Origin of the sequence: Leptospira wolbachii serovar Codice str. CDC (genome assembly GCF_000332515.2) — a bacterium.
Classification (GTDB): domain Bacteria; phylum Spirochaetota; class Leptospiria; order Leptospirales; family Leptospiraceae; genus Leptospira_A; species Leptospira_A wolbachii.
Genome location: NZ_AOGZ02000008.1, coordinates 257574 through 280096 on the forward strand (window position 1 = coordinate 257574; position 22523 = coordinate 280096).

General features: G+C 40.7%; 27 protein-coding genes. 12 read left to right on the forward strand and 15 right to left on the reverse strand.

The annotated features are described in order from the left end of the window. Positions 1-48: 48 nt before the first annotated feature. The 10 genes from LEP1GSC195_RS03065 (at position 49) to gshAB (ending at position 9934) form a co-directional block, all read left to right on the forward strand. On the forward strand, positions 49-1287 hold the full coding sequence (locus tag LEP1GSC195_RS03065; protein WP_015680002.1) for an EAL domain-containing protein: 1239 nt from the start codon (positions 49-51) through the stop codon (positions 1285-1287). Between the two features lie 94 nt (positions 1288-1381). Continuing rightward, complete coding sequence (sufC, locus tag LEP1GSC195_RS03070) at positions 1382-2134, forward strand: Fe-S cluster assembly ATPase SufC (RefSeq protein ID WP_040506241.1); 753 nt, start codon at positions 1382-1384, stop codon at positions 2132-2134. Beyond that, positions 2131-3288 (forward strand): SufD family Fe-S cluster assembly protein, encoded by a 1158-nt coding sequence (locus LEP1GSC195_RS03075; protein ID WP_015679890.1) that lies wholly within the window; start codon positions 2131-2133, stop codon positions 3286-3288. Before sufC ends, LEP1GSC195_RS03075 begins: the two co-directional genes overlap by 4 nt. Beyond that, positions 3288-3602 (forward strand): Rieske (2Fe-2S) protein, encoded by a 315-nt coding sequence (locus LEP1GSC195_RS03080; RefSeq protein WP_015680174.1) that lies wholly within the window; start codon positions 3288-3290, stop codon positions 3600-3602. Before LEP1GSC195_RS03075 ends, LEP1GSC195_RS03080 begins: the two co-directional genes overlap by 1 nt. Continuing rightward, on the forward strand, positions 3599-4843 hold the full coding sequence (locus tag LEP1GSC195_RS03085; protein WP_015680071.1) for a cysteine desulfurase: 1245 nt from the start codon (positions 3599-3601) through the stop codon (positions 4841-4843). The genes LEP1GSC195_RS03080 and LEP1GSC195_RS03085 overlap by 4 nt, the downstream gene beginning before the upstream one ends. After that, positions 4827-5249: an iron-sulfur cluster assembly scaffold protein gene (locus tag LEP1GSC195_RS03090; RefSeq protein WP_040506242.1), complete on the forward strand. Its 423-nt coding sequence runs from the start codon at positions 4827-4829 to the stop codon at positions 5247-5249. The genes LEP1GSC195_RS03085 and LEP1GSC195_RS03090 overlap by 17 nt, the downstream gene beginning before the upstream one ends. Beyond that, positions 5246-5569: a metal-sulfur cluster assembly factor gene (locus LEP1GSC195_RS03095; RefSeq protein WP_015679894.1), complete on the forward strand. Its 324-nt coding sequence runs from the start codon at positions 5246-5248 to the stop codon at positions 5567-5569. The genes LEP1GSC195_RS03090 and LEP1GSC195_RS03095 overlap by 4 nt, the downstream gene beginning before the upstream one ends. Next, on the forward strand, positions 5566-7326 hold the full coding sequence (gene ggt, locus LEP1GSC195_RS03100) for a gamma-glutamyltransferase (protein ID WP_015680138.1): 1761 nt from the start codon (positions 5566-5568) through the stop codon (positions 7324-7326). The genes LEP1GSC195_RS03095 and ggt overlap by 4 nt, the downstream gene beginning before the upstream one ends. Positions 7327-7329: 3 nt before the next feature. Then, the gene (gshA, locus tag LEP1GSC195_RS03105) at positions 7330-8922 is read left to right on the forward strand and encodes a glutamate--cysteine ligase (protein WP_015680117.1); all 1593 of its coding nucleotides are present in this window, start codon (positions 7330-7332) and stop codon (positions 8920-8922) included. Continuing rightward, positions 8912-9934 carry a bifunctional glutamate--cysteine ligase GshA/glutathione synthetase GshB gene (gshAB, locus tag LEP1GSC195_RS03110; protein ID WP_408605915.1) on the forward strand — a complete coding sequence of 341 codons (1023 nt, stop codon included), beginning with the start codon at positions 8912-8914 and terminating at the stop codon, positions 9932-9934. Before gshA ends, gshAB begins: the two co-directional genes overlap by 11 nt. A 4-nt stretch (positions 9935-9938) precedes the next feature. On the opposite strand, the gene LEP1GSC195_RS03115 is transcribed toward gshAB, so the two are convergent. The 12 genes from LEP1GSC195_RS03115 to LEP1GSC195_RS03170 form a co-directional block, all read right to left on the reverse strand. Continuing rightward, positions 9939-10181 carry a glutathione S-transferase N-terminal domain-containing protein gene (locus tag LEP1GSC195_RS03115; RefSeq protein ID WP_015679953.1) on the reverse strand — a complete coding sequence of 81 codons (243 nt, stop codon included), beginning with the start codon at positions 10179-10181 and terminating at the stop codon, positions 9939-9941. 5 nt (positions 10182-10186) lie between these two features. Beyond that, entirely contained in the window at positions 10187-10495 is a 309-nt protein-coding gene (grxD, locus tag LEP1GSC195_RS03120; protein ID WP_015680058.1) for a Grx4 family monothiol glutaredoxin, read from the reverse strand. A gap of 2 nt (positions 10496-10497) precedes the next feature. After that, a complete protein-coding gene (locus LEP1GSC195_RS03125; protein ID WP_015679816.1) occupies positions 10498-10722 on the reverse strand; it encodes a BolA/IbaG family iron-sulfur metabolism protein in 225 nt (74 codons plus the stop codon). 1 nt (position 10723) lies between these two features. Continuing rightward, positions 10724-11395, reverse strand: coding sequence for a glutathione S-transferase family protein (locus LEP1GSC195_RS03130; RefSeq protein ID WP_015679915.1), 672 nt, complete (start codon positions 11393-11395; stop codon positions 10724-10726). A 15-nt stretch (positions 11396-11410) separates the two neighbouring features. Next, the gene (locus LEP1GSC195_RS03135; RefSeq protein WP_051122344.1) at positions 11411-11695 is read right to left on the reverse strand and encodes a BolA family protein; all 285 of its coding nucleotides are present in this window, start codon (positions 11693-11695) and stop codon (positions 11411-11413) included. Further along, positions 11679-12449 carry an ABC transporter permease gene (locus tag LEP1GSC195_RS03140; protein ID WP_015679848.1) on the reverse strand — a complete coding sequence of 257 codons (771 nt, stop codon included), beginning with the start codon at positions 12447-12449 and terminating at the stop codon, positions 11679-11681. Before LEP1GSC195_RS03140 ends, LEP1GSC195_RS03135 begins: the two co-directional genes overlap by 17 nt. 2 nt (positions 12450-12451) lie before the next feature. Next, positions 12452-13369 carry an ABC transporter ATP-binding protein gene (locus LEP1GSC195_RS03145; protein ID WP_015680172.1) on the reverse strand — a complete coding sequence of 306 codons (918 nt, stop codon included), beginning with the start codon at positions 13367-13369 and terminating at the stop codon, positions 12452-12454. Next, a complete protein-coding gene (trhO, locus tag LEP1GSC195_RS03150) occupies positions 13370-14401 on the reverse strand; it encodes an oxygen-dependent tRNA uridine(34) hydroxylase TrhO (protein ID WP_015680060.1) in 1032 nt (343 codons plus the stop codon). Continuing rightward, positions 14398-15783 carry a dihydrolipoyl dehydrogenase gene (locus LEP1GSC195_RS03155; RefSeq protein WP_015679877.1) on the reverse strand — a complete coding sequence of 462 codons (1386 nt, stop codon included), beginning with the start codon at positions 15781-15783 and terminating at the stop codon, positions 14398-14400. Before LEP1GSC195_RS03155 ends, trhO begins: the two co-directional genes overlap by 4 nt. Positions 15784-15877: 94 nt before the next feature. Continuing rightward, positions 15878-16669, reverse strand: a complete 792-nt coding sequence (locus LEP1GSC195_RS03160; RefSeq protein ID WP_015679868.1) for an SDR family NAD(P)-dependent oxidoreductase — start codon at positions 16667-16669, stop codon at positions 15878-15880. Next, positions 16666-17676 carry a zinc-binding alcohol dehydrogenase family protein gene (locus LEP1GSC195_RS03165; RefSeq protein ID WP_015679964.1) on the reverse strand — a complete coding sequence of 337 codons (1011 nt, stop codon included), beginning with the start codon at positions 17674-17676 and terminating at the stop codon, positions 16666-16668. Before LEP1GSC195_RS03165 ends, LEP1GSC195_RS03160 begins: the two co-directional genes overlap by 4 nt. A gap of 7 nt (positions 17677-17683) precedes the next feature. Continuing rightward, a complete protein-coding gene (locus LEP1GSC195_RS03170) occupies positions 17684-18097 on the reverse strand; it encodes a MauE/DoxX family redox-associated membrane protein (RefSeq protein ID WP_015680067.1) in 414 nt (137 codons plus the stop codon). Between the two features lie 96 nt (positions 18098-18193). Between LEP1GSC195_RS03170 and LEP1GSC195_RS03175 the strand changes: the two genes are divergently transcribed. Then, positions 18194-19096: a LysR family transcriptional regulator gene (locus LEP1GSC195_RS03175; RefSeq protein ID WP_015680136.1), complete on the forward strand. Its 903-nt coding sequence runs from the start codon at positions 18194-18196 to the stop codon at positions 19094-19096. On the opposite strand, the gene LEP1GSC195_RS03180 is transcribed toward LEP1GSC195_RS03175, so the two are convergent. Genes LEP1GSC195_RS03180 through serA form a run of 3 tightly spaced genes read right to left on the reverse strand, consistent with a single transcriptional unit; the run spans position 19086 to position 21906 of the window. Further along, positions 19086-19850 (reverse strand): endonuclease, encoded by a 765-nt coding sequence (locus LEP1GSC195_RS03180; RefSeq protein ID WP_015679986.1) that lies wholly within the window; start codon positions 19848-19850, stop codon positions 19086-19088. The two genes, LEP1GSC195_RS03175 and LEP1GSC195_RS03180, sit on opposite strands and share 11 nt — an antisense overlap. 31 nt (positions 19851-19881) lie before the next feature. After that, entirely contained in the window at positions 19882-20658 is a 777-nt protein-coding gene (locus LEP1GSC195_RS03185; RefSeq protein ID WP_015680161.1) for a hydroxyacylglutathione hydrolase, read from the reverse strand. 24 nt (positions 20659-20682) lie between these two features. Next, positions 20683-21906, reverse strand: a complete 1224-nt coding sequence (gene serA / locus LEP1GSC195_RS03190; RefSeq protein ID WP_015680048.1) for a phosphoglycerate dehydrogenase — start codon at positions 21904-21906, stop codon at positions 20683-20685. A 57-nt stretch (positions 21907-21963) separates the two neighbouring features. On the opposite strand from serA, the gene LEP1GSC195_RS03195 reads away from it, so the two are divergent. Further along, positions 21964-22509: a hypothetical protein gene (locus LEP1GSC195_RS03195; protein WP_040506247.1), complete on the forward strand. Its 546-nt coding sequence runs from the start codon at positions 21964-21966 to the stop codon at positions 22507-22509. The last annotated feature ends 14 nt before the right edge of the window (positions 22510-22523 follow it).

The window sequence follows — 22523 nt, forward strand, 5'->3', positions numbered from 1 at the left end:
TTGACTTGTCAGTTTTGAACTTGGTTCTAGCCTGGACGAAAGGGAACCATGTTCACAACGGAATCAACGGAAGGAAACCAGTTTTGGAACGAGACATACTTTGTCCCTCATTTCCAACCCATCGTCAATGCGATCAATCGCTCCATTTCTGCTTATGAAGTACTCGGACGGCAGTACAATCCTGAGAAAAATACCTACCACTCTTTAGGCGAACTTTTCCACAATCGGGACCAGGATCCGGTTCCTGTCTACAATATCGACCGCATCCTTAGGGAAAAGGCAGTCCAGACCTTAAAAGAGAGTTCGCTGCGTACGAAACTCTTTTTCAATATGATGCCGAACTTCTTATCCCGGGTCCATCATACGGATTTATTTGCAGAAAACTTTCATATCATCCAACTCATCGAAAAGTATGGAATTGATCGCAACCAGGTGGTTATCGAAATCACCGAAGATGAATTTGACGGTTCGATTGACCGCCTCATCCAAATTGTGCAGATTTTTAGGGATTATGGACTTAAAATTGCTATCGATGATTTGGGAACTGGTTTTTCCAATTTAGAAAGGATTGGGTATCTCCACCCCGATATCATGAAGGTCGACATTCGCATTATGAGAGAAAGTTTGAATAAAAATTCTTTCAAACAAGTCCTAGGTGCCATTTCGGAAATGTCTCAAAAACTAGGAAGCCAACTCCTCTTTGAAGGAATTGAAACCGAAGAAGAGATGAACCTTGCGCTTTCTATGGGAGCGAACCTTTTGCAAGGGTACTATTTCTCAACCCCGAATCCTCATTTTCTCAACCGCAATACTTTCTCTGATAAAATGAAAACGGTTTTAGAAAACTTTTCCAATGTTCGTTCCCGGGAACTTCGGGAAAAAGGAATGCGGGAACAAAGGATCATTGACCAACTCCAAGACCTTTTTTATGAACTTTCAGATACCAAAGCGGATGATTTTTCTTACCGGTTTGGACAAATCCTGGGGTCTTTGCCAAGAGAAATCCTAAAAGTCTTTGTTTGTGATGAGGAAGGTTATCAAATCACTCCCACGTACGATTTGGATCGTATGAATGGCGGGTATTTGGAACGATCTCGCCAAATTGGAAACAATTATGCTTGGAAACCTTATTTTTTGAAACACAAAGAGGAATCGGAACGGTTTCGAAAGAAATGGGGAGTGACCTATCCTTTATACGACATTTCGAACCAAAACCAATATGTGATTTTTACCTTCTCCCTGATGGATGGAAAGATCCTAATTGCTCAGGTAGGTTGGTCGGAATAGAATCTTGTTTTTTTTGAGTGGTGCTTTTTCCTGGTAGAAGGGATTCGTCTAAAATATAGAATCATTCTAAATATATACAAAACAGGATACCACCTTGTCCGCTATTCTCGAAATTAAATCTCTACACGCCAATGTAGGGGACAAAACGATCCTCCGAGGGGTTAATCTCTCCATCGGGCCCGGCGAGGTCCACGCCATAATGGGACCCAACGGATCCGGAAAGAGTACTCTTTCCAATGTCATTCTCGGTCATCCGAAATACACGATTACTTCTGGAGACATCCTCTTTCGGGGGGAGTCCATTTTAAATAAATCCACGGATGAAAGGGCAAGGCTCGGATTATTTTTATCCTTCCAATACCCGACGGCGCTTCCTGGGGTTACGATTGGAAATTTTTTAAGATCTATTCTCAAAGCCCATAGAGGAAAAGATGTTCCCGTCAAAGAATTCAAACAAGAATTAAAACAATCGATGGATCTTCTCGAAGTTCCACAATCATTTATCGGTCGTTATGTGAACGATGGATTTTCTGGCGGAGAAAAAAAACGTGCAGAAATTTTGCAAATGAGTTTGCTTAAACCCATTCTTTCTATTTTGGATGAAACCGATTCAGGACTCGACATTGATGCTTTAAGAATTGTATCGGAAGGAATTAATTCCAACAGAAATCCTGAACGTTCTATTTTACTAATCACTCACTACCAACGTATGTTGAACTATATTGTGCCTGATTTTGTACACGTGTTTGCTGATGGTCGAATTCTAGAAACTGGTGGCAAAGATCTTTCCTTAAAATTAGAAGAAGTGGGTTACGACTGGATTTTGGAGAGAGAAGGAGTCAAATGAATTCCTCACTCACGAGAAATCGATTGGTTCTCTCCAAAGAACGAACAAAAGAATTTCGAAAAACCATTTTAGAAATTTGGAGTAAGTTAGAAATTCCGACAGATTCCAACGAGTCCTGGAGAAAATTTCCTTTGGCTTCCGTAGACTGGAAGGAATTAAAATTTGATCCCAAAGAAATTTCTACTAAGATTACTGACGAGTCAGCAAGCGAACCTTCGTTAGTTGATGAGACGGTTGATGGAATTCTTTCTGATATTTTAAAATATATCCCAAAAGACTATTTTGCTTATTTAAGTTTGGTTGTGGCACCAAGTTATGAACTCATTTTTTTGGAAGAAGGGGAAAGTGAGTTTGTTTTTCAGGAGTTGGGTGATGAGCCTAAGTTTTCTGTTCGGATTTTCTATTTGAAGTCGGGAAAAACCGCGAAAATTCAGAATCAATTGGAACACATTCACGAAACAGATGCCCTCCATCTCTCTTCCTCTTTGGACTTTTATATTACAGAAGAAGCTTCTTTTTTAGAAGTTTTAGATAGAGAATCTAGTGATTTTGATTTGTATAGGTTTCGTAGTGTAGCCATTCTTTCTCATGCCGATTCCCAAGTTAAATTCCACCACTTTCCTATTGGTGGATTTCGATCTAAATTGTTTTTACATGCGCACTTACTTGGGAAAGGTGCAGAAGTGATTGTAGATGGAGTTTCTGCCCTGGGGGGAAGGAACTTAAAAGATTTAGAGATGGAGATGTACCATCATGCTGATCATACTACAAGTAAAATCAGTTACAAAGCCATCGTTACTGACAAATCCCACCATATTTTCACTGGAAATTTGATTATTCCACCAAACTTGAAAAAGGTGACAGCCCACCAAGAGTCTTTTAACCTTTCTTTAAATAAAAAAGCAAGGGCAGAAGCAAATCCAAAATTGGAAGTTCTTGCCGAAGATGTATCTTGTACTCACGGAGCTACTGTGGGGGACATTGATGAAGAACAGTATTTTTATCTTCTCTCTCGCGGTCTAACACCTGCAGAGTCCAAGTCCTTACTTGTGACTGCTTTTTATGGAGAGACCATCCATTCGATTGGTTTTTCGGAAGAAGTGAAATTGTCTTTAGAATCTCAAATCAAAGAGATTCTCGTAGGAGGCAAATAATGGCCTTTAAAAAGTTGATCTCCGTTTCTGAAGTAGGCGAAGGCAGTTTGGTTGTTGTCAAAACCCGGCATTTCAATGTGGTTGTGACCCAAGTAGAAGGAAAATACTACGCCTTTGAAGATTCTTGTACCCATGATGGAGAAGAAATCTCTTGTGGGAAGTTAGAAGGTTGTGTCATCACTTGCCCAAGACATTTTGCAAAATTTGATGTTCGCAGTGGGGAAGTTTTGGCCCTTCCGGCAACAGAACCTCTTGTGATTTTTCCTGTTCGTGTGGTGGGTGATGACTTGGAAATCGATTTGGAGGCGGTATGAATTTAGATCCTTACCAAATACGAAAAGACTTTCCGATACTATCTCGCATTTTACCCAATGGGAAACCGCTTGTATACTTAGACAATGGAGCATCCTCACAGAAACCAAAATCTGTGATCGATGCCACTAGCAACTATTATGCGAACGACAATGCAAATATTCATAGAGGAGTGTATTATCTCTCCCAACATGCAACCGAACTTTTTGAACGCACAAGAATCAAAACTTCTCATTTTTTCCAGGCACAATGTGCTAAAGCGATTATCTTCACTCGCGGGACAACGGATTCCATAAACCTTGTGGCACAGGCCTGGGGTAGAACGCATATTGGAGAAGGGGATGAGATTGTTTTATCGGTTCAGGAACATCATTCCAACTTAGTCCCTTGGCAGATGTTGGCTCAGGAGAAAAAAGCATTTTTAAAATTCATTCCTATCAAAGAGGACACCACTTACGATTTATCTAACTTAAACGAGATCATTACCAAACGAACGAAACTGGTAGCGATCAGCCAAATGTCCAATGTGACGGGAACAATACATGACCTAACAAAGATTATCGACCGTGTCCGCCAGGTGGGGGCTAAAATTTTGGTCGATGGGGCACAGGCAGCTTGTCACATGCCAATCCATTTGGTGGATATGGATGTAGATTTTTATGCATTTTCAGGCCATAAGATGCTTGGGCCCACAGGTGTGGGAGTTCTTTTTGGGAAGGAAGAAATTTTAGAAGCTATGCCTCCTTGGCTTGGAGGTGGGGATATGATTGAATCTGTAGAATTGGAAAGTTCTACTTATGCGGCCCTACCTGCTAAACTAGAAGCAGGTACTCCGAACATCGCAGGAGTGATTGGATTTAGCCATGCTTTGGATTACTTACAAAAAGTAGGAATGAAGAATATCAAAGAACATGAACGGATGTTAACCGAATATGCATTGGAAAGGTTGAATCGGATCGGTGGACTTCAAATTTATGGTACTGAGGATTTAGACAAAAGGGGTGGTGTGGTTTCATTTACTATGGATGGAATCCATCCTCATGATGTTGGTTCGATATTAGATGAGGAAGGTGTTGCCATTCGAGTGGGTCACCACTGTTGTCAACCACTGATGAAACAATTGGCCATTCCAGGAACTTGTCGCGCTTCCTTTTATCTTTATAATACAAAAGAAGATATCGATGCACTAGTTCATTCTATTGATAAAGTAAAATCAATATTCGGTCGTGTCGCAAGAAAGTAACATCGAAGATTTCCTGCGTTGGAAGTCCTTCGCAGTCTGGGAAAAACCTGTGATTGACCATCGGGTGGTAAAGGGACTCAATCCACTCTGCGGCGATGAAATTATTATCTACTACCAATTGGAAAAAGACAATTCGATCCAAATTTTAGGGCTCGGTGGTGAGTCTTGTTCTATTTGTTCTGCAGCAGCAGGACTTCTTTTTAAGAATAAATCAGCTCTGCGACGGAAGGACTTTCCGTCTTATTTGCAAGAGCGAAAATTTTTTTTGGATGGGGTGGATTCTAGCTTGTTTCAAGATCCAGAAGAGATATCCTTTTTTAGAAACCTTCGAACACATCCTGGTCGTTATCGTTGTGGGCTTTTGCCCTGGCAAACCTTAGTAAAATTGAGTGAGGAAATGATATGATTCGTGATCCTGAAACAGAGAAAGAATGGGAAGTATTCCATAGTGTTCGTATGGTCGAAGATCCAGAGATTGGAATTTCGCTGATTGAATTGGGTTTGATTTATGACATCAAAGTGGAAGGAGAGAAGGCGGACATCACCATGACCTATACTTCTCTCGCTTGTCCTGCTGGCCCACAAATGAAACAAGACATTGAAAACCATGCCCTTCGTGTGGATGGAATCAGTGAAGCCGTAGTCCATGTAGTTTGGAATCCGAAATGGGAACCGCGTGCGATGGCTAGTGAAGAAGCCAAAATGCAAATGGGGATCTTCGATTGAATTTTATTTTCAGAACTAGCTATTGGTTGGTTCTTCTTTTATTCTTTAACAGTTGTGAGTCGATTCCCTTTTTTAAAGACTCCTTTAACTCCAAACCGACAGTTTTTGCCACTCTCCCTCAAATTGAAGGTGCTTCTGATAAACGGACCAGGTATGAATTTTCTGGCAAAGAAATCATCATTGCCTCGGACCATCCACTGGCTTCCCAAGCAGGAATGGAGGTTTGGAAACAAGGGGGAAATGTGGTAGATGTTTTTGCCGCGGCAAGTTTTGCCATCTCTGTCCTTCGTCCCCATTCCACGGGTCTTTTTGGCGGCGGGTTTGCTGTAGTGCATTTGCCAGCGAAGGGTAAGTGGGCTTACGACTTTCGAGAACGTTCTCCCAAAAAAGGAGTCGCATCATTTTACCTTAAAGAAGATGGCACTGTCATCCCGGAGAAAACTCTTAAAGGGCCTTACAGTGCTGGAGTTCCCGGAACTGTACAAGGAATTTTACAAATTCAGAAACAACATGGAAAACTACCACTGAGTTCCATCCTAGCACCAGCCCTTCGTTATGCGAGAGTTGGATTTTCTGTTTATGGAGATTTAGCTTTTGCCATAACAAAAACTTGGCAACAGATGAATCCAGCCATGCAAAAAGTATTTGGGATTGATAACCGCGCCATCAGAGAAGGCGAACTTCTCGTCCAAGAAGATTTTGCCAAAACTTTAGAACGAATCATGGAGAATGCGGAAAAAGAATTTTCAGATGGGGAAACGGTCCAGCTGGTTTCCCGTTATTATTCCGAATATCAGGAATTTATCACACTAGAGGATTTTAAGAATTACCAAGTGAAGGTAAGTGATCCTTTGGTAAGTTCTGTTTGGGGGCATACCATTCTTTCCATGCCTCCGCCCAGTTCCGGAGTCCATCTTGTGACAATGATGCATTTGTATTCAGAAATGCAAAATCGCGATACTTTTCCGAAAGGGGATGTGGGGGAAGTCATTCGTATTACGGAAGCTATGCGGGTTGCCTTCCGAGACCGTGCGGAACTGGGTGGTGATCCATTATACACAAACATTCCTGTTTCCAAACTTCTATCACAAGCTTATGCTAAAGAGGAAACAAATGAGATTGAAAGGAAAGTTGTTTCTGGAAGTTGGCCTCCGTCACAAGAAGAACCAAAGAAACCTGAATCTTATAATACCACTCATATCTCCATTTTAGATAAAGATGGGAATGCCGTTTCGACAACACAATCAGTCAATGGGATTTTTGGAGCCGTCCAGATGGTTCCAGGAACAGGCCTTATACTGAACAATACCATGGACGACTTTGCCGTTGCCCCTGGTGTACCAAACCTTTACGGTCTTGTGGGTTCGAAGGCCAATTCGATTGAACCTGGTAAAACTCCTCTTTCGAGTATGAGTCCTAGCATCCTTCTTGATTCCACGGGAAAAACAAAGATAGTGATAGGAGCCCCCGGTGGTTCACAGATTCCCACTTCTATCTTTAATACCCTCTACCGGTATTTGATCCAAAAGCGAGACCTCTATGAAAGTGTATCTTATCCTCGGATCCACCACCAATTCAGGCCCGATCAGATTTTTTTGGATCCTGAAATAAAAGACAGTTATCCTCAGTCGGAATTGCCCTTTTATCAAGTCCAATATATTAGGCATCGTGCTAAAGTGTTTGCCGTTACGAGAGAGGGAGACCGCTTAATTGGCGTGTCTGATCCCAAAGGGGAAGGAGTCCCTTTAGGTTTTTAAACCATGAAAAAAAAGTTATTAACGTCGACGAAAAAGAATTCAACAAATAGTTTATTATCAGAAGAATATAGAGCCTGTTTACTGAGCGCCAAACATGGGTTAGAAAGGGAAAGTGTGAGGGTAGATGGGAAGTCGCAAATTTCTGCAAAACCCCATCCAAAGGCTTTGGGTTCAAGTCTTACTCATCCCTTGATTAAAACAGACTTTGCCGAAGCTCAAATTGAGTATGCTACCAATATTCACAAATCCATTCCGGATGCCTTAAAAGAACTCACCGAGTTACATGCATTCACTGCACAGAACTTAGATTCGGAATATCTCTGGCCTTTTAGTATGCCACCGGTTTTGCCTGCTGAAAATAAAATCGAAGTGGGAAACTACGGAACCTCTACGGAAGGACGAAAAAAAACAATCTATCGCAATGGTCTTGGGCATCGTTATGGAAAGAAGATGCAAACCATCTCAGGTGTTCATTACAATATATCCTTTGATACATGTCTTTTGTCTATCGTCTCGGAAAAAAGATTTAAAAAACCATTAACTCCCGCTACAAAATCTCAGATCTATTTTGATACCATTCGCAATTTTTATAGAATTTCTCCGGCACTTTTGTATTTATTTGGATCCTCAAGTTTAACAGACATTACATTCACTGAAGAAAGTAAACAAATACGAAAGGTCGATTCTAAAACACTAAAAGCACCCTATGCAACTACCCTTCGTTTGTCTAATATAGGTTATACGAGTAAAGTACAAGGTAAATACCCAATTTCTGTCAATTCATTGGAAGAATATGCTTACGGAATGTGCCATGTGGTTTCGAAATCGTATTCAGGTTACAAACAGTACAATGGTAAATCCAAGAACCAGTTGAATGATCATATCCTGCAATTGGAAAACGAATATTATTCTCTTGTCCGCCCCAAACAAGTTCCGAAAGGAGACGAAAGAGTAGTGGATGCTCTTATGGAGCGAGGTGTAGAGTATTTAGAAATCCGACTTTTGGATTTAGATCCATTCTCTCCTATTGGTGTTGAAGAAAACCGTCTTTATTTTTTACATACGGTTTTACTCTATTGTATGTTGAATGAGTCCGCTAAGGCTGATTTGGTGGAGATGGCTGATTGGAGAAAGAACCAAGAAGTAACTACTTGGTTTGGAAGAAAGGAAGATACAAAAATCAAATTTTTGGGAGAGGATCTAACTCTACGCGAATTGGTTTACCAACTGTTTGTAGAAATCCAACCCATTGCCGACCTTTTGGATGAAAATGATGCTAGTGGTCCTTTTAGTAAGGCTTGGGAGGCCCAGTGGGAAAAGTGGGATGACCCAAGCCATTTAGGTTCGGAGATGTCTGAGTTGGATTTAGAAATTCATAAATCTAGTTTTCGCGAGTTTGGTCTAACTCTTGCCAAATCGCATAAAGAAGAAATGTTGCAGTATCCACTTCCCCCTAATAAAATCAAATACTTCGAGGACTTAAGTGTCCAATCAATTTACGAACAACAAAAGATCGAAACTTTAGAGGGAAGCCATTTAAAGAAAAATCAAAAACCGATTCAAATCAAACCCTTAAAACTTTGCAGTGGAGTTTGAACGAGTGGCAGATACCAAACTTTTACCTAGTGGTTATGAAGATTTAGAAATCTCTACACAGATCATCATTCGGGACGCATTGGCTCGGGGAATTGCAGTGGAAATGGTCGATAGAAAGGAAAACTTTCTTCGACTAAAACAAGGCAGTCATATTGAATTTGTCAAAGAAGCAAGTAAAACCAGATTGGATAGTCTTATGACTTATCTTGTGATGGAGAATAAAATCGCATCCAAATTGGTGTTAGATGAAAATGGGATCCGTGTTCCTGTGGGTAGGAACTATTCTTCGTTAGAAGGTGCATTAAAAGATTATGAATTTTTTTTGGACAGAAAGAAAGTAATCAAACCGGTCACTACAAACTTTGGTCTAGGGATTGGAATTTCTAATCCGGGTGACTCTCAAGAAAAGTTTATAAACTTTGTTCAAATAGCCTTAGGGCTTTCTAGTTCCATCATCATTGAAGAATTTATCGAGGGTCCAGAATACCGTTTTTTGGTATTAGGTGATGAAGTGATTGCTGTTTGCAATCGGGTGCCTGCCAATGTGGTGGGTGATGGAAAAAGTTCCATCCGGGAATTGATTCTAAAGAAAAATGAAGACCCAAGGCGTGGCGAAGGTCATAAAACCGCTTTGGAAAAGATTCAAGAGTCTGAAGTGGAACTAGCCATTCTCAAAGACCAGGGTTTGGATTTTGATTCAATTCCAGGTTCAGGCAAACAGATTTTCCTTCGCAAGAATTCCAATATATCCACTGGGGGGGATTCCCTGGATGTTACGGATTTAGTGCATCCAGAATTTAAATCCATAGCTGTTTCTGCGGCAAAAGCTGCGGGTGCCGTAATTTGTGGAATCGATATCATCTCATCCCAAATAGATTCCAAACCAGATCCAAAAACCTATGCCATTTTAGAAATTAATTTCAATCCAGTATTGTACATCCATGAGTTTCCGTATTCCGGCAAACCAAGGTTTGTGGGAGATCGGATTTTGGATTTACTTGGTTTTGATTGATGGCTTAAGTATATTTGGATCTTAGGTAAGAAATGATGTCGGCAGATTCATACATCTGCACTGTCCCATCTACAAGGAAGGGGACTTGGGATTGACCTCCAAGTTTCACCACTTCGGCTCGACCAGGAGTCCCGTAAGAAGCCTCTACGTATTCGACGTCCTTACCCAAAACTAGGCCCAGGGATTCAATCGTTCGAATCACTCGTTGGCAGTAAGGGCAAGTGTCATACTGGTAGAGGCGAATCATGGAAATTAACCAGCTTTTTTTGTTAGTTCACCCGACTGGGCCATTTGGATGGTGATGTCGTGTCCACCTACAAATTCACCCTTAACATAGAGTTGGGGAATGGTTGGCCAGTTGGTATATTCTTTGATTCCTTCTCTGATTTTCATATCTGAAAGAACATTAAACGAACCGAAAGGAATTCCTAGTTGTTTGAGTGTGGTAACAACACCTGCAGAGAATCCGCATTGCGGCATATCCGGGGTTCCTTTCATAAATAGAAATACGTTTTCCGATTTGATTAAGGATTCAATTTTATCCTTTAACTCTTGTTCCATGGTTATTCGCTCCTAGTTTCCAATGCCAAGGCATGGATTTCTTCTTTTAATTCATCTTTTAAAGTGGCATAGACCATACGGTGTTGTTCAATCAGACCTTTGCCAGCAAAACCAGAAAAGGTTACCACTGCTTTGATATGGACTCCATCCCTGTAAGGATCTAAAATTTCCACTTTGCTACCGGGAAGGCCATCTTCAATTTTCTTTTGGATTTCCGGGATTGTCATCCTATAGTATTCCTCCCATCCAGGAATGGTGGGCTTTGATAAATTCAAGATATTCTTTAGGCACTTCTGGTAAAACAGAATTCTTTACCGAAGGCAGTGAAAGTAGAGTTTCGCTCCATTTTTGGATCTTCGGAAAGTCTCCAAGCAAATAGAACTCTGGATTATGCTCTGCCAAAAATTGTAAACGCATAAAGAAAGGGGCAAATGCGGTATCCACTAAATGCATTTGGGATCCGGCAAAGAAGAGATTACTTCCAGAAGGGGAGGGAAGGCCTGCTTCTAAAATTTTAAACTTGGAAAGGATCTCCTCTCTCTTTTTATCAGCGTCTGATTTTTCTTTGGCCATCGTCCATCCGTATTGGTCGACGAGGAGGGCGCTGGCAAATTCGGTCCAGGAACGATGTTTGGCTCTTTGGATAGGGTCTTTAGGGTGAAGAGCTGGTGCATTGGTTTCATCCAGGTATTCATTGATGACAGCCGATTCAAAAATCACATCGTCTCCTATCTGTAAGACGGGAACCTTTCCAAAAGGAGAAATCTTTAAAAACCAATCCGGTTTTTTCGCGAGGTCAATGTATTTGATATCGTAATCTACTTTTTTTTCCAATAGATTGATTACGGACCGTTGGACAAAAGGACAAAGTTTAAAACTGACAAGTACGGGTTTGGTCATATAGATTAGACGGGGTTATGGGGCAGAAAGGTCCATTTCCAATGCATGGAGGCCTTTTTTGAATTCCGGGGCGAGTTCAGAATAGACTGCTCGGTGGTTTTCTACAGTGGACTTACCTGCAAATTGGGAAGACACCATTTGCAAGCGGAAGTGGGTTTCCTTAGAACCTTTTGTCATTCCTGGATGCCCCGCATGTTCCAGCGAGACATCGGTAAGGGTTAGGGCCTCTGGTGCAAACTGATTCCTCAGGATGGTTTCCATCCGTGTTAGTCTTGTTGATTCTTTAGTTTCTGATTCCATATCCAATTTTCATTAACCTCACATTGATAAAAAAAAGAAGAGCCGAAAGTAAAATAATAAATCCAAAGGAGAAATACAAATTCACATCGGTGACTCCAATAAAACCATAACGAAACAAGTTTACCATATAAAGGATGGGATTACAATAGGAAACTGTCTGCCAAAACACAGGAAGGTTTTTTACGGAATAAAACACACCGCCAAGATAAGTTAGGGGTGTAAGGATAAAGGTGGGGATGATGGTGACATCATCAAATTTTTTTGCGAAGAGAGCATTAAAAAAACCACCGAGGGAAAACAGAATCGATGTCATGATGACTGTAAAGACAATCACCAAAGGATTATGAAATCTTAGATTGGTAAAAAATAGAGAAGTGAGAGTGACAAGTGCTCCTACAAAAAGTCCTCGAACCACTCCACCAAACGTATAACCAATCACAATGGTATAGGGAGAAGTGGGAGATACGAGTAACTCTTCAATATTTCTTTGGAACTTACTTGAGAAAAAAGAAGATACCACATTGTTGTAGGAATTAGTGATGACACTCATCATAATGAGACCCGGAACAATGAATTCAATATAAGTGAATTCTCCTACTTTACCGATTTGGCGTCCCACAAGTTCACCGAAGATTAAAAAATACAAAGCCATCGTGATGACTGGGGGGATTAAAGTTTGGACCCAAATGCGGATGATACGGATCCATTCTCTTCTAACAATGGTTTGTAAGGCAGTAAAATTACGTTTCCACATATTTAGTTTTTTCCTGTAAGAGACAAAAAAAGTTCTTCTAATCGATTGGATTTGTTTCGTAGACTGAGTACTTCCAAATTCAGTTTAGTAAGTTCAGTAAAGAGTTGGTTCACTGATCCTTTTTTATCTAACTGAACCTCTAATGTATGATCATCCAACCATTCCCAATGAAATTTTTTGGATATTGGCTTTGTTTTGAAGGACTTTTTTAAATCGATGATTAAGGTTTCTTTATCCAGACGATGTAATAGTTTTTTCATCGAGGTGTTTTCTACAATTTCCCCTTTGTCGATGATGGCTATATTCTTACAGAGTGATTCTGCTTCTTCTAAGTAATGGGTAGTAAGGATGATGGTCTTTCCTGCATGGTTGAGTTCTTTTAAAAATTCCCACATGGATCTTCTGATTTCAATGTCTACACCGGCTGTCGGCTCATCCAAAATGAGAAGTTTCGGATCGTGAACGAGAGCTCTTGCAATCATAAGCCTACGTTTCATTCCCCCACTGAGTTGACCGGCAGCTGACTTCCGTTTGTCGATAAGGGATAGTTTTTCTAAGTAGTATTCCACTTTGTCTTTGGCTTCCTTGTAAGGCATCCCATAGAATCCAGCTTGGTTGATGAGAATTTGTTCTACAGCTTCAAAGATTCCAAAATTGAATTCTTGGGGAACAATTCCCAAATAGGTTTTTGCAAGATCGGGATTGGTATCAATATCCACTCCAAAGATTTTTGCTTTTCCGCCTGTTTTATTGATGAGGGAACTTAAGATTCCGATGGTGGTCGATTTTCCGGCACCGTTTGGACCGAGGAGAGCAAAAAAATCTCCGGATTCTACTTTTAAATCAATGGAACGAAGAGCCTTCACTCCATTCGGATAGGTTTTTTCCAAACCCTCCAATTCGATTGCATATTCTTGCATTTATTTTCCTACTAGTTTTCTTGTTAGGTGGTGTGTTGGGTATTTTTTGTTTACCCTGTTTTCTTTTCTTAAGAGTTTTTGTTCCTCTTCTGGTAATAAGACTATGTTTTTACATTCTTCGGAGCAACAATTTAGGAGATCTTTTGCACAATCCTCACATTGAACAAGGAGAACGTGGCAGCCGAGATTAGCGCAATTGGTATGACGGTCGCTAGGTTTTCCGCAGATATAACAAACGGTTAGAACATCTTCCGTAATCCTTTCCCCGAGCCGATCATCAAAAACAAAGTTTTTCCCTTTGAATTTAGATGGGATACCGGCGTCTTGGACTGCTTTTGCATAATTGATGATTCCTCCCTGGAGTTGGTGCACTTTGGAATAACCTTTGTATTTTAAGTAGGCACTTGCTTTTTCACAGCGAATTCCACCAGTGCAGTAGAGTAGGATTTTTTTATCTTTATCATCACTTAAAAGACCTTCAACAAGTGGTAACTCTTCTCGGAACGTTCCCACGTCAGGAAGGATGGCATTTTCAAAGTGTCCTACTTCTGATTCATAGTTATTCCGAAGGTCCACAACCACCACTCCAGGTTCTGCAAGAGCTGCGTGGAATTCCAAAGGTGTTAGGTGGGTTCCGACATCGGAAGGATCAAACTTTGAATCGTCTAAACCATCAGCCACAATTTTTTTGCGAACCTTGATGGCGAGTTTGATAAAACTTTCCTTTTTGTCTTCTACTGCATCATTAAAGTAAATTTTTGTAAGTTCTTCGATGGAGTCAACGGTCGCTCTGAGTTTTTCGTAGTTTTCGACAGGAATGGAAAATTGAGCATTGATCCCTTCTTTTGCCAGATAGATTCGCCCAAGGATTCCCAGGTCCTCAAAAACATCATAGAGTTTATCTCGAAAGGCAACAGGATCTTCTATTTTTACATACCGGTAAAACGAGATCACTCTTCTTTCCCTTGGATCGGTGGATACTTTTTTTAGTAAGGTATCTTTATCATACCGATTGAATAAAAACTTTTTCATTTTTTTATCCTTTTTTGTTTTTCGTCTCGGACTTTACGAAATGCATTTCTTGTAATTTCCGAAATGGCGGGATGGATGTAGATCATTCCTAAATACTGATCTAGTTTTGCCTTTAAATACATTCCGAGCACTATCTGGTGGAGGAGGTTGGCGGCTTCCTCACCAATGATATGAGCACCTAACACCTCTTCAGTTTCTTCAGAAACAAGAACTTTCACAAATCCAGAGTCTGACATTCTTGCCATACCCGTAGCACTAGAGGAATAGGGATTGACCCCTTTGTAATAAGGAATTTGTTTTTGGATGAGCTCTTCTTCGTTAAACCCCACACTGGCAATTTGGGGATGGGTAAAGACTGCTTCCGGCATGGGTGGATACTGGATGGGAGCACTAGACTTAGGACCATACAAATGTTCGAATAGATATTCCCCTTCGAAGTTGGCGCTGTGTCTAAAAAAATACCTTCCAATCACATCTCCAAATGCATAAATCCCAGGCTCCGTGGTTTCTAGGTGATCGTTTACAAGGATGTATCCGGCATCATTTGTTTTGATCTTAGTATTTTCCAAACCTAAGTCATCTGTATTGGGACGAATTCCCGTTGCCACAAGCAAACGTTCGGCGGTATGGATTGTGCTCTTTCCTTCTTTTGTTTTTCCTGTAACGCGAAACTCTCCGTTTTCGAATTCTACCTTTTCAATTTGGTAGTGAGATTCGATGGGGAAAGGGAGGTGGTTACTTAGCTCTTTTTTGATATCTCCATCGGCAGTTCGCAAAATTTCTGTTCGGGTAAGTCCTGTAACTTGACATCCATAAGCCTGGTATGCGGCTCCGAGTTCCAAAGAGATAAAACCGCCTCCGATGATGATCATTGATTTTGGAAATTTATCTGGTGAGAGGGCTTCTCTTGAAGTCCAAAAGGGAGTGGTTTTTAGTCCAGGAATTTCTGGAATATGGGGTCTTGTTCCAGTCACAACAAATATATGTTTGGCGGTGTAAGTTTCTGTTCCGTCGGATAGAACACGTTCACTTACAAACCGAACTTGTTTTGGGTAGAAGTCGATATTCGGATTTTTATCATAAGCGATGGGAATGGAATCGGAATCTTGTTTTACCGTTTCATTCACACGCAAGAAAATTTTCTCCACATCCGCTTCTGGTCTTTCTTTGAAAAACACAGGAAACTTTTCGGTGTCTTTTGCCATTCGGATAAGCTCCGATGGATAGATCACCATTTTGGATGGAATGCAACCTCGGTTGAGGCAAGTTCCCCCCGGACTTTCTTTTTCGAAGACAGCTACGCGTTTGCCAATAAGTGAGGGAGGAGTGACGAGTTTGGTTCCGGCTCCGGCCCCAATGACAAGGATGTCATATTCTTTCATACCAACTCCAGCTTGAAAATTTGGCAGTTTTCTGTAAATGAAGCAAAATCTCTTTTGGCAAATTTAGAAAAAACTGCGCATCTGTTTTCCCAGTTCAAATGGATTTGAAGACACCACCATCGGCAAGGACCGAAGCTCCGTTGATCATGGAGGATTGGTCACTGGCAAGAAAGAGGATGATGTTTGCGATCTCTTCCGGTTTTGCAAACCTTTGGACCAAGGAAGTGGGACGGTTTTCTACAATGAAATCTTTTGCCATCGCTTCGTTGGTTTTTCCTTGGGCTTTGGCTAGACTTTGGATGAAATCTTCTACACCTTCCGAAAGGGTAGGTCCTGGTAAAACCGAATTGACCCTAACTTCGGAGCCTTTTGTGATCTCAGCACTGCCACGCGAGATGGAAAGTTGGGCTGTTTTACTCATTCCGTAATGCACCATTTCGACGGGAATGTTTAGAGCCGATTCACTGGAAACAAAGACAATCCGACCGTAGTTTCTTTTTAACATTCCTTTCAGGTAATGCTGAGTGAGAAGGGCACCACTTAAGACATTGGTTTCATACATTTTTTTCCAGTCCTCTCTCGTGATTTCAAAAAACGGTTTCGGTTCAAAATAACCGGCGTTATTGATAAGAACATCAAGCTCCGGTATTTCTTTGGTGAGTTTCAAAATTCCTGCTTCCGATGCCAAATCAGCAGAGACTCCACCTAACTTAGAATCCGGATGGATGGATTTGATTTCTGTTATCGCTTTGGCGACTGCCGTATCCGTTCGGCCGTGGACGAAAACCTCAGCCCCTTCTTTTGCAAACTGTACTGCCGTTTGAAATCCAATCCCTTTGGTGGATCCTGTCACTAAAACTTTTTTATCTTTAAGACCTGTAATCATTTTCTAAATCCTCCGAGTACAATTTTACCAATCGTTTTTCCCGACTGCAATAATTCGTGCGCTTTTGTGAGTGTTTCTTCTGAGATTTCTCCTAGATCGACATGGTTGGTCGGAAAAATTTTTCCTTTTTCCACTAAACTTCCTACTTCTTCTAACAGTTGTTTTTGTTTCATGCGATCCTCTGTTTGGAACATCGATTTAGTAAACATAAACTCATTTAAATACCCATTACTTTTTGTTTTTAATAGATTCATATTGAGGGGAGAATCTGATTCTACAATGGAACAAATATTTCCGAATGGCAAAATGACTTTGCTTAAATTTTCGAAGTGGTCTTTCGGGTCACTGAAGAGGAGCACTTCGTTTACACCATTAAATCCGAAACCCTGTACTTGTTCCAAAAAATCTTTTTGTGGATGGATGACATAGTCAGCACCTAAATTTTTTACCCAAGAGATCGACTCTTCTCTGGAGGCTGTGGCGATGACTGTGGCGTTTGTCATTTGTTTTAAAATCTGAATGGCGATACTTCCGACTCCACCAGCACCGGCAACAACCAGGATTTTCGCCTTTGCCTTCGGATCTAGTTTTAGTTTTTCGAAAATGGCTTCATAGGCAGTAATCGTTGTTAACGGAAGAGAAGCTGCCTCTTGGAAGCTTAGGTTTTTTGGTTTTTTTCCTACAAGAAACTCATCCACTACCTGCAACTCTGAATTGCTCCCAGGTCGTTTGAGATCCCCCGCATAAAAGACTTCCTCTCCTAATTGTAAAGTTGATACTTTGGCTCCAAGCTCCGTGACCACTCCACTTGCATCCCAACCCAGGACTCTTGGTCCTGGGTTTTCGGAATGGATGGAATTTTTGATTTTGTAATCTACCGGATTTACCGAGATTGCTTTGACACTCACTCGAACATCATGGTCACCTAAAGGAAGTGGTTCTGCATCTAATGCGCGCAATACGGTTTTGTTTTGTTTGTGATCAAACATAGCAGCTAAGGTTTTCATATTCTTCTCACTTAAATAAGGAGTCAACGGATAGAATTTGTTTGTCTACCGAAGTAAGAGCAAGATAGTAACAAACCATGTATACCATTTGAATTCCTACAATTTCCCATTTTTCGAGTAGGCACATCCCAAATATTAAAGAACACATGAGAAGGCTTGCCAGTACCAAACTCCATTTAGTATTCCATCCAATCAGAATGAGAACACCTAACAGTAGCTCCAAGGGAGGAATTACATAACCCATTGTGTTTACGAGAAAACTGGGAAGGGGGGTTATCGAAAATAGATCTCGAATCCATTCTCTAAAGATCCCGTAGCGACTGCCCATTCTTATCAGACCATGACCGAGTAGGTTGGCTCCAATTGCGATTCGTAACACTAGACTTGCTAGTGCGATTCCGTTTGTTTCTATTGCATTCATAGGGCCGGTCTCTAATTACCTTAAAAATTGTAAACAAAATATATTCAATATACATTCTGGTTGACATATTGTATATTTTTGGTATACAATGAAGAGATGAATTCGCCAATTCGGGACTTAGAAGACCTAAAAACCTTCATATTTGTGGTGCAAGAGCGTAGTTTTACACAAGCGGCTCTGAAAATGGGTGTGACCAAAGCGGCCGTTGCCAAACGAATTTTAGGATTGGAAAAGGTTTGGAAGACCCAGCTTTTCTACCGCAATACAAGAAAAGTCGTTCCTACAAGAGAGGCGGAGCTCGTCTTTCAGAAAGTAACTTCTGTTTTAGAAAGTGTTAAGGAGTTAGAGAATTCCTTATCCAACAAAGATGAGTTAGAGGGAACCCTGCGGGTGACTTGTGTAAGTTCAATGGCCAGTAATTTTGTTTCTGATATCATCGAACTCTTCCAGGAGCAAAATCCCAAAATTCAAATCCAGCTGATCGTAACAGATAGTCTTTTAGATCTTATGGAAGAATCGATTGATATCGGAATTCGCGTGGGTATGGATGCACCTGTAAATCTTGTGGGATCCTATCTCTTTAAAAATCGAATCTTGGCTGTAGTCAGTCCCAATTACTTAAAAAACACCAAGAAGATACACTCCGTCAAAGATTTAGAAACGCATAATCTTTTGTATTTGGATTTACATAAAGATTTACGATTTTCTGGTACGGAACTAACTCTGACCAAAATAACCAAAAAAAGAAATTTTTTTTCCAATGATGCTGCAAGTTTAGTGCAAATGGGACTCCGAGGAAAGGGGGTTCTTGTCCGATCGTTTTGGGACATCGAAGATTATATACAATCCGGTAAACTCATTCCTATTCTAAAAGATTTCCCTTTGGAAAATTTCGGCAATGTCTGGGTAGTGCATCCTAACAACCGGACACCATCCCGCAGGGTAATGGAGTTTCGCGATTTTCTGGAGTCGGAATGTAACCGTCGGTTCAATCAATAAAGGGATTTTTGACGGACTGAATCCTTTCTATGATTTCATTTTTTCGGATTTCAAAAGTATCAGGGGGATCGAGTTTGTTCCAGGTTTCGTAGAGTTTACGCCTTCCTTCTGGAATCGTTATTCGATACTTCCATTCCATATAGAAATAAATGCGGGCAATGTCCCCGCGAATGTTTTGTTTTGGTTCTGCTGTTTGTTCTTTAAAATTCACTTCAAAATCGCAAAGCCCATAGTTTCTTTCTTCCCCTTCAATTTCTCCATAGGAAAAAATTCCCCGGTCTGCATTGATTTCTCCAGGAACGGGAACGATATTGTGTAAATCTGCTTCGATTTGGTTGAATTCAGGATCTATTGCCTGGCAACACTTTCTTCCTCGCACCAGTTTTCCATTCAGTTCACAGTCTTTTTTAGTCCAACATTCGCGGTCTTTTCCAAAACTATGAGCAGGGACAATATGTTCCCATTCAATCCACGTTTGGCGGTGGTTGTCTTTTCTGCTGCTAAGTCCGCAGGATTCAAAATCAATTTTCAGTCGTCCGGGAACTTCCGTATCATCTGCAAACGAACAGCCACAATAGAAATCGGTTCCAACTTTTTTATAAAACCGTTTTAGGATCCGTTTGGCTTTTTGAAAGTCGGTGACCCGATTTTGTTTTTCATTTATGCGAGTTTTTTCCTCTGTTTGGGAATATAAAAACAAACTCAGAAAACAAATTAAGAAAAGGAGAATGCTAAAAAGTCGTAAATGTTTCAAGGTGTTAGTTTGGGTTTTTAAAATACAAAAATTACCAATTGTCTCGCATTCTTCGTAAAGTCAAAAATACCGAACGGTCATCGGAAATGGGTTCTTTTAATTCCCGCAGTCGGTTGCCCACAGAACTTGTTTTCCTTCTGAAAAATGGATTTAGTTTTTTTTCTGCTCCCATTTCGGAAACTTGAAAGGGTCCTAGAGTGGATTTGTATTCTTCTCGGAAACCATTTTTTGGGTCTACATGTTCGGCAAACTTGAGATTATTTTCCCAGTAGTCGTGCCCTGGATACAGCAAACAACTGTCAGGTAGAGTTTCAAAACGAGACTGGATGGTTTCATACAAGGCATTTGGATCTCCGCCGCGAAAACAATTTCCTACTCCTACGTTGAAAAGCGTATCGCCAGAAAATATTCCAAGGATGGTCTTTGGATTTCTATGAACAAAACTTAAGTGAGAAAATGTATGTCCAGGTGTATCCCAAACCACAAGCGATTCTTGTTCCACAGAAAAGGCAATATCTCCTTCCTTTAGCATTTGATCGATTCCAGGAATTTTGTCTTTGGCATTGGAATGTCCGTAGACAATGGCTTTCGTTTCTTCCTTTAGTTCTAAATTTCCTTGGGTATGGTCTCCATGTTCATGGGTATTGAGAATTCCCCGGATCTTCACACCCAATTGTTTGGAATGTGTTAGTATCGATTTTGCATCGAAGGGATCTATGGCATAAGCTTCGCCCGATCGGTTGGAATACACAAGATAGGTAAAATTTCTAAGGGGAGAGTTTGTAAAGATGGGAAGGATTTCTATCATTGGATTTTTTCCTTCCCATCATTTTTAGTAGAGAATTCGAGTGCGAATCGAATGTTTATGGGCTTTGATTTTATCTTTCAATTCATCACCCAAGTTTTTGTCAATTTCCATGCTCAAATAACCAATATTAGATGAGGTACTTAAATTTTGAGTCAAGATATTTCCTCCCATATCGGAGATGATGGAGTTGATATCTCTTAAGAACCCTGGTTGGTTTTGGTGAATATTGAGAATTCTGTGGTATCCCGATTTTAAACTTCCAAGTTCAATATTGGGAAAATTTACAGAAAATGTTGTGGACCCATTGTTAACATACTTCAAAAGTTTTTCTGCTACTTCGGAACCAATATTTTTTTGTGCCTCTTCCGTAGAACCACCGACATGAGGAGTAAGGATGACATTCGGTAAACCTTGGAGGGGACTTACAAAAGGATCATCATTAGACTTTGGTTCTTCTGGAAATACATCGACACCAGCACCAGCCAGTTTTCCTGATTTTAGTCCCTCCACAAGAGCCTCAATTTCTAAAACTTTTCCGCGAGATAGGTTTAAAAGATAAGCACCTTGTTTGACAACTTTCAAATGTTCTTTGCGAAATAGATTTTTCGTTTCTTCCGTTTCAGGAACATGAAAGGTAATAAAATCAGATTGGCTGAGTAGCTCTTCATAAGTGTGTACCGATGAGGCATTCCCAAGGGGAAGTTTGGAAATGATATCAAAAAAGATTACCTTCATTCCCATAGATTCCGCAAGTACAGAGACTTGTGATCCAATATGTCCGTACCCGATGATTCCTAAGGTTTTTCCTCGTACTTCAAAACAACCCTTAGCAATTTTATTCCATTTACCGAGGTGGACATCGCGCGATTGGTCGGTTGCTTTTCTTGCTAGCATAATGATCTCAGCAATCACAAGTTCTGCCACAGACCTTGTATTGCTGTAAGGAGCGTTGAAGACAGGAATGGCACGTTTTTCTGCTTCGTCTAATTCCACTTGGTTGGTTCCAATACAGAAACATCCAACGGTCATTAATTTCTTAGCATTCTGGAGAGCTTTCATTGTAACATTTGTTTTGCTACGAATGCCCAAAACATGTACATCAGCAATTCTTTCTATGAGTTCCGCTTCTTCCATCGCATCTTTGACGAGAGTGACGTCAAAACCGTCTCGGTGGAAAAGTTCGTAAGCATCCTTGTGGATGTTTTCCAGAAGTAGGACTTTTATTTTTCCTTTGGGATAAGATACCATAGGAACAGGATTTTTTCCTTTGCTAAACCTTGCACCTCGAAAAAGGTTGAGCTTACCATGGAAAGAATCTTGTCCTTTACCCGAATTTCCTCCATTTTCCTCCTTTTTTCGGTTTTTGTTTCCTGCTCTGGGACCAAGGCCTATGTGGTCACACCGGAACCGACCTTAGAGCAACAAACTGCCATTTCCAAAGAGATTTGTTTACGAAAATTTTTACTGGTTTTCGGAAAACGCCCTTGTGTGTATTTTAAAGCGGAACGAGACAATAGCACGGGCCTTGTGCAATACTTTCTACTGTATGAAATTGGAACCTTTGACGTAGACCTACCGATTGGTGTTTCTTTAAAGTTAGGTGATACTTGGCACAACCTAAAACGCACAAATACCGATTATTCAGATACAATCGTAATTAGTTCGGCCATTTCTTCAGAGATCATTCCCAAAGTGGGTGAGAGCCAAAACATTGGCATTAGTTATACGAACCGAAAGGAAACGATCAACTACTACTTGAGTTCGGGCCAAACGGCTTCTTTCCAATCGAATCTCTCTAAATTGATCCGTACTATCGAATCAGAGCCAAAACTCAATATTAATAAAAAGTAATATTTTTGTTAACC

Coding starts and splice junctions, on each gene's coding strand:
- LEP1GSC195_RS03065 (WP_015680002.1), top strand. CDS start 49: ATGTTCACAACGGAATCAACGGAAGGAAACCAGTTTTGGAACGAGACA.
- LEP1GSC195_RS03075 (WP_015679890.1), top strand. CDS start 2,131: ATGAATTCCTCACTCACGAGAAATCGATTGGTTCTCTCCAAAGAACGA.
- LEP1GSC195_RS03080 (WP_015680174.1), top strand. CDS start 3,288: ATGGCCTTTAAAAAGTTGATCTCCGTTTCTGAAGTAGGCGAAGGCAGT.
- LEP1GSC195_RS03085 (WP_015680071.1), top strand. CDS start 3,599: ATGAATTTAGATCCTTACCAAATACGAAAAGACTTTCCGATACTATCT.
- LEP1GSC195_RS03095 (WP_015679894.1), top strand. CDS start 5,246: ATGATTCGTGATCCTGAAACAGAGAAAGAATGGGAAGTATTCCATAGT.
- gshA (WP_015680117.1), top strand. CDS start 7,330: ATGAAAAAAAAGTTATTAACGTCGACGAAAAAGAATTCAACAAATAGT.
- LEP1GSC195_RS03115 (WP_015679953.1), bottom strand. CDS start 10,181: ATGATTCGCCTCTACCAGTATGACACTTGCCCTTACTGCCAACGAGTG.
- grxD (WP_015680058.1), bottom strand. CDS start 10,495: ATGGAACAAGAGTTAAAGGATAAAATTGAATCCTTAATCAAATCGGAA.
- LEP1GSC195_RS03125 (WP_015679816.1), bottom strand. CDS start 10,722: ATGACAATCCCGGAAATCCAAAAGAAAATTGAAGATGGCCTTCCCGGT.
- LEP1GSC195_RS03130 (WP_015679915.1), bottom strand. CDS start 11,395: ATGACCAAACCCGTACTTGTCAGTTTTAAACTTTGTCCTTTTGTCCAA.
- LEP1GSC195_RS03135 (WP_051122344.1), bottom strand. CDS start 11,695: ATGGAATCAGAAACTAAAGAATCAACAAGACTAACACGGATGGAAACC.
- LEP1GSC195_RS03140 (WP_015679848.1), bottom strand. CDS start 12,449: ATGTGGAAACGTAATTTTACTGCCTTACAAACCATTGTTAGAAGAGAA.
- LEP1GSC195_RS03145 (WP_015680172.1), bottom strand. CDS start 13,369: ATGCAAGAATATGCAATCGAATTGGAGGGTTTGGAAAAAACCTATCCG.
- trhO (WP_015680060.1), bottom strand. CDS start 14,401: ATGAAAAAGTTTTTATTCAATCGGTATGATAAAGATACCTTACTAAAA.
- LEP1GSC195_RS03155 (WP_015679877.1), bottom strand. CDS start 15,783: ATGAAAGAATATGACATCCTTGTCATTGGGGCCGGAGCCGGAACCAAA.
- LEP1GSC195_RS03160 (WP_015679868.1), bottom strand. CDS start 16,669: ATGATTACAGGTCTTAAAGATAAAAAAGTTTTAGTGACAGGATCCACC.
- LEP1GSC195_RS03165 (WP_015679964.1), bottom strand. CDS start 17,676: ATGAAAACCTTAGCTGCTATGTTTGATCACAAACAAAACAAAACCGTA.
- LEP1GSC195_RS03170 (WP_015680067.1), bottom strand. CDS start 18,097: ATGAATGCAATAGAAACAAACGGAATCGCACTAGCAAGTCTAGTGTTA.
- LEP1GSC195_RS03175 (WP_015680136.1), top strand. CDS start 18,194: ATGAATTCGCCAATTCGGGACTTAGAAGACCTAAAAACCTTCATATTT.
- LEP1GSC195_RS03185 (WP_015680161.1), bottom strand. CDS start 20,658: ATGATAGAAATCCTTCCCATCTTTACAAACTCTCCCCTTAGAAATTTT.
- serA (WP_015680048.1), bottom strand. CDS start 21,906: ATGGTATCTTATCCCAAAGGAAAAATAAAAGTCCTACTTCTGGAAAAC.
- LEP1GSC195_RS03195 (WP_040506247.1), top strand. CDS start 21,964: ATGGAAAGAATCTTGTCCTTTACCCGAATTTCCTCCATTTTCCTCCTT.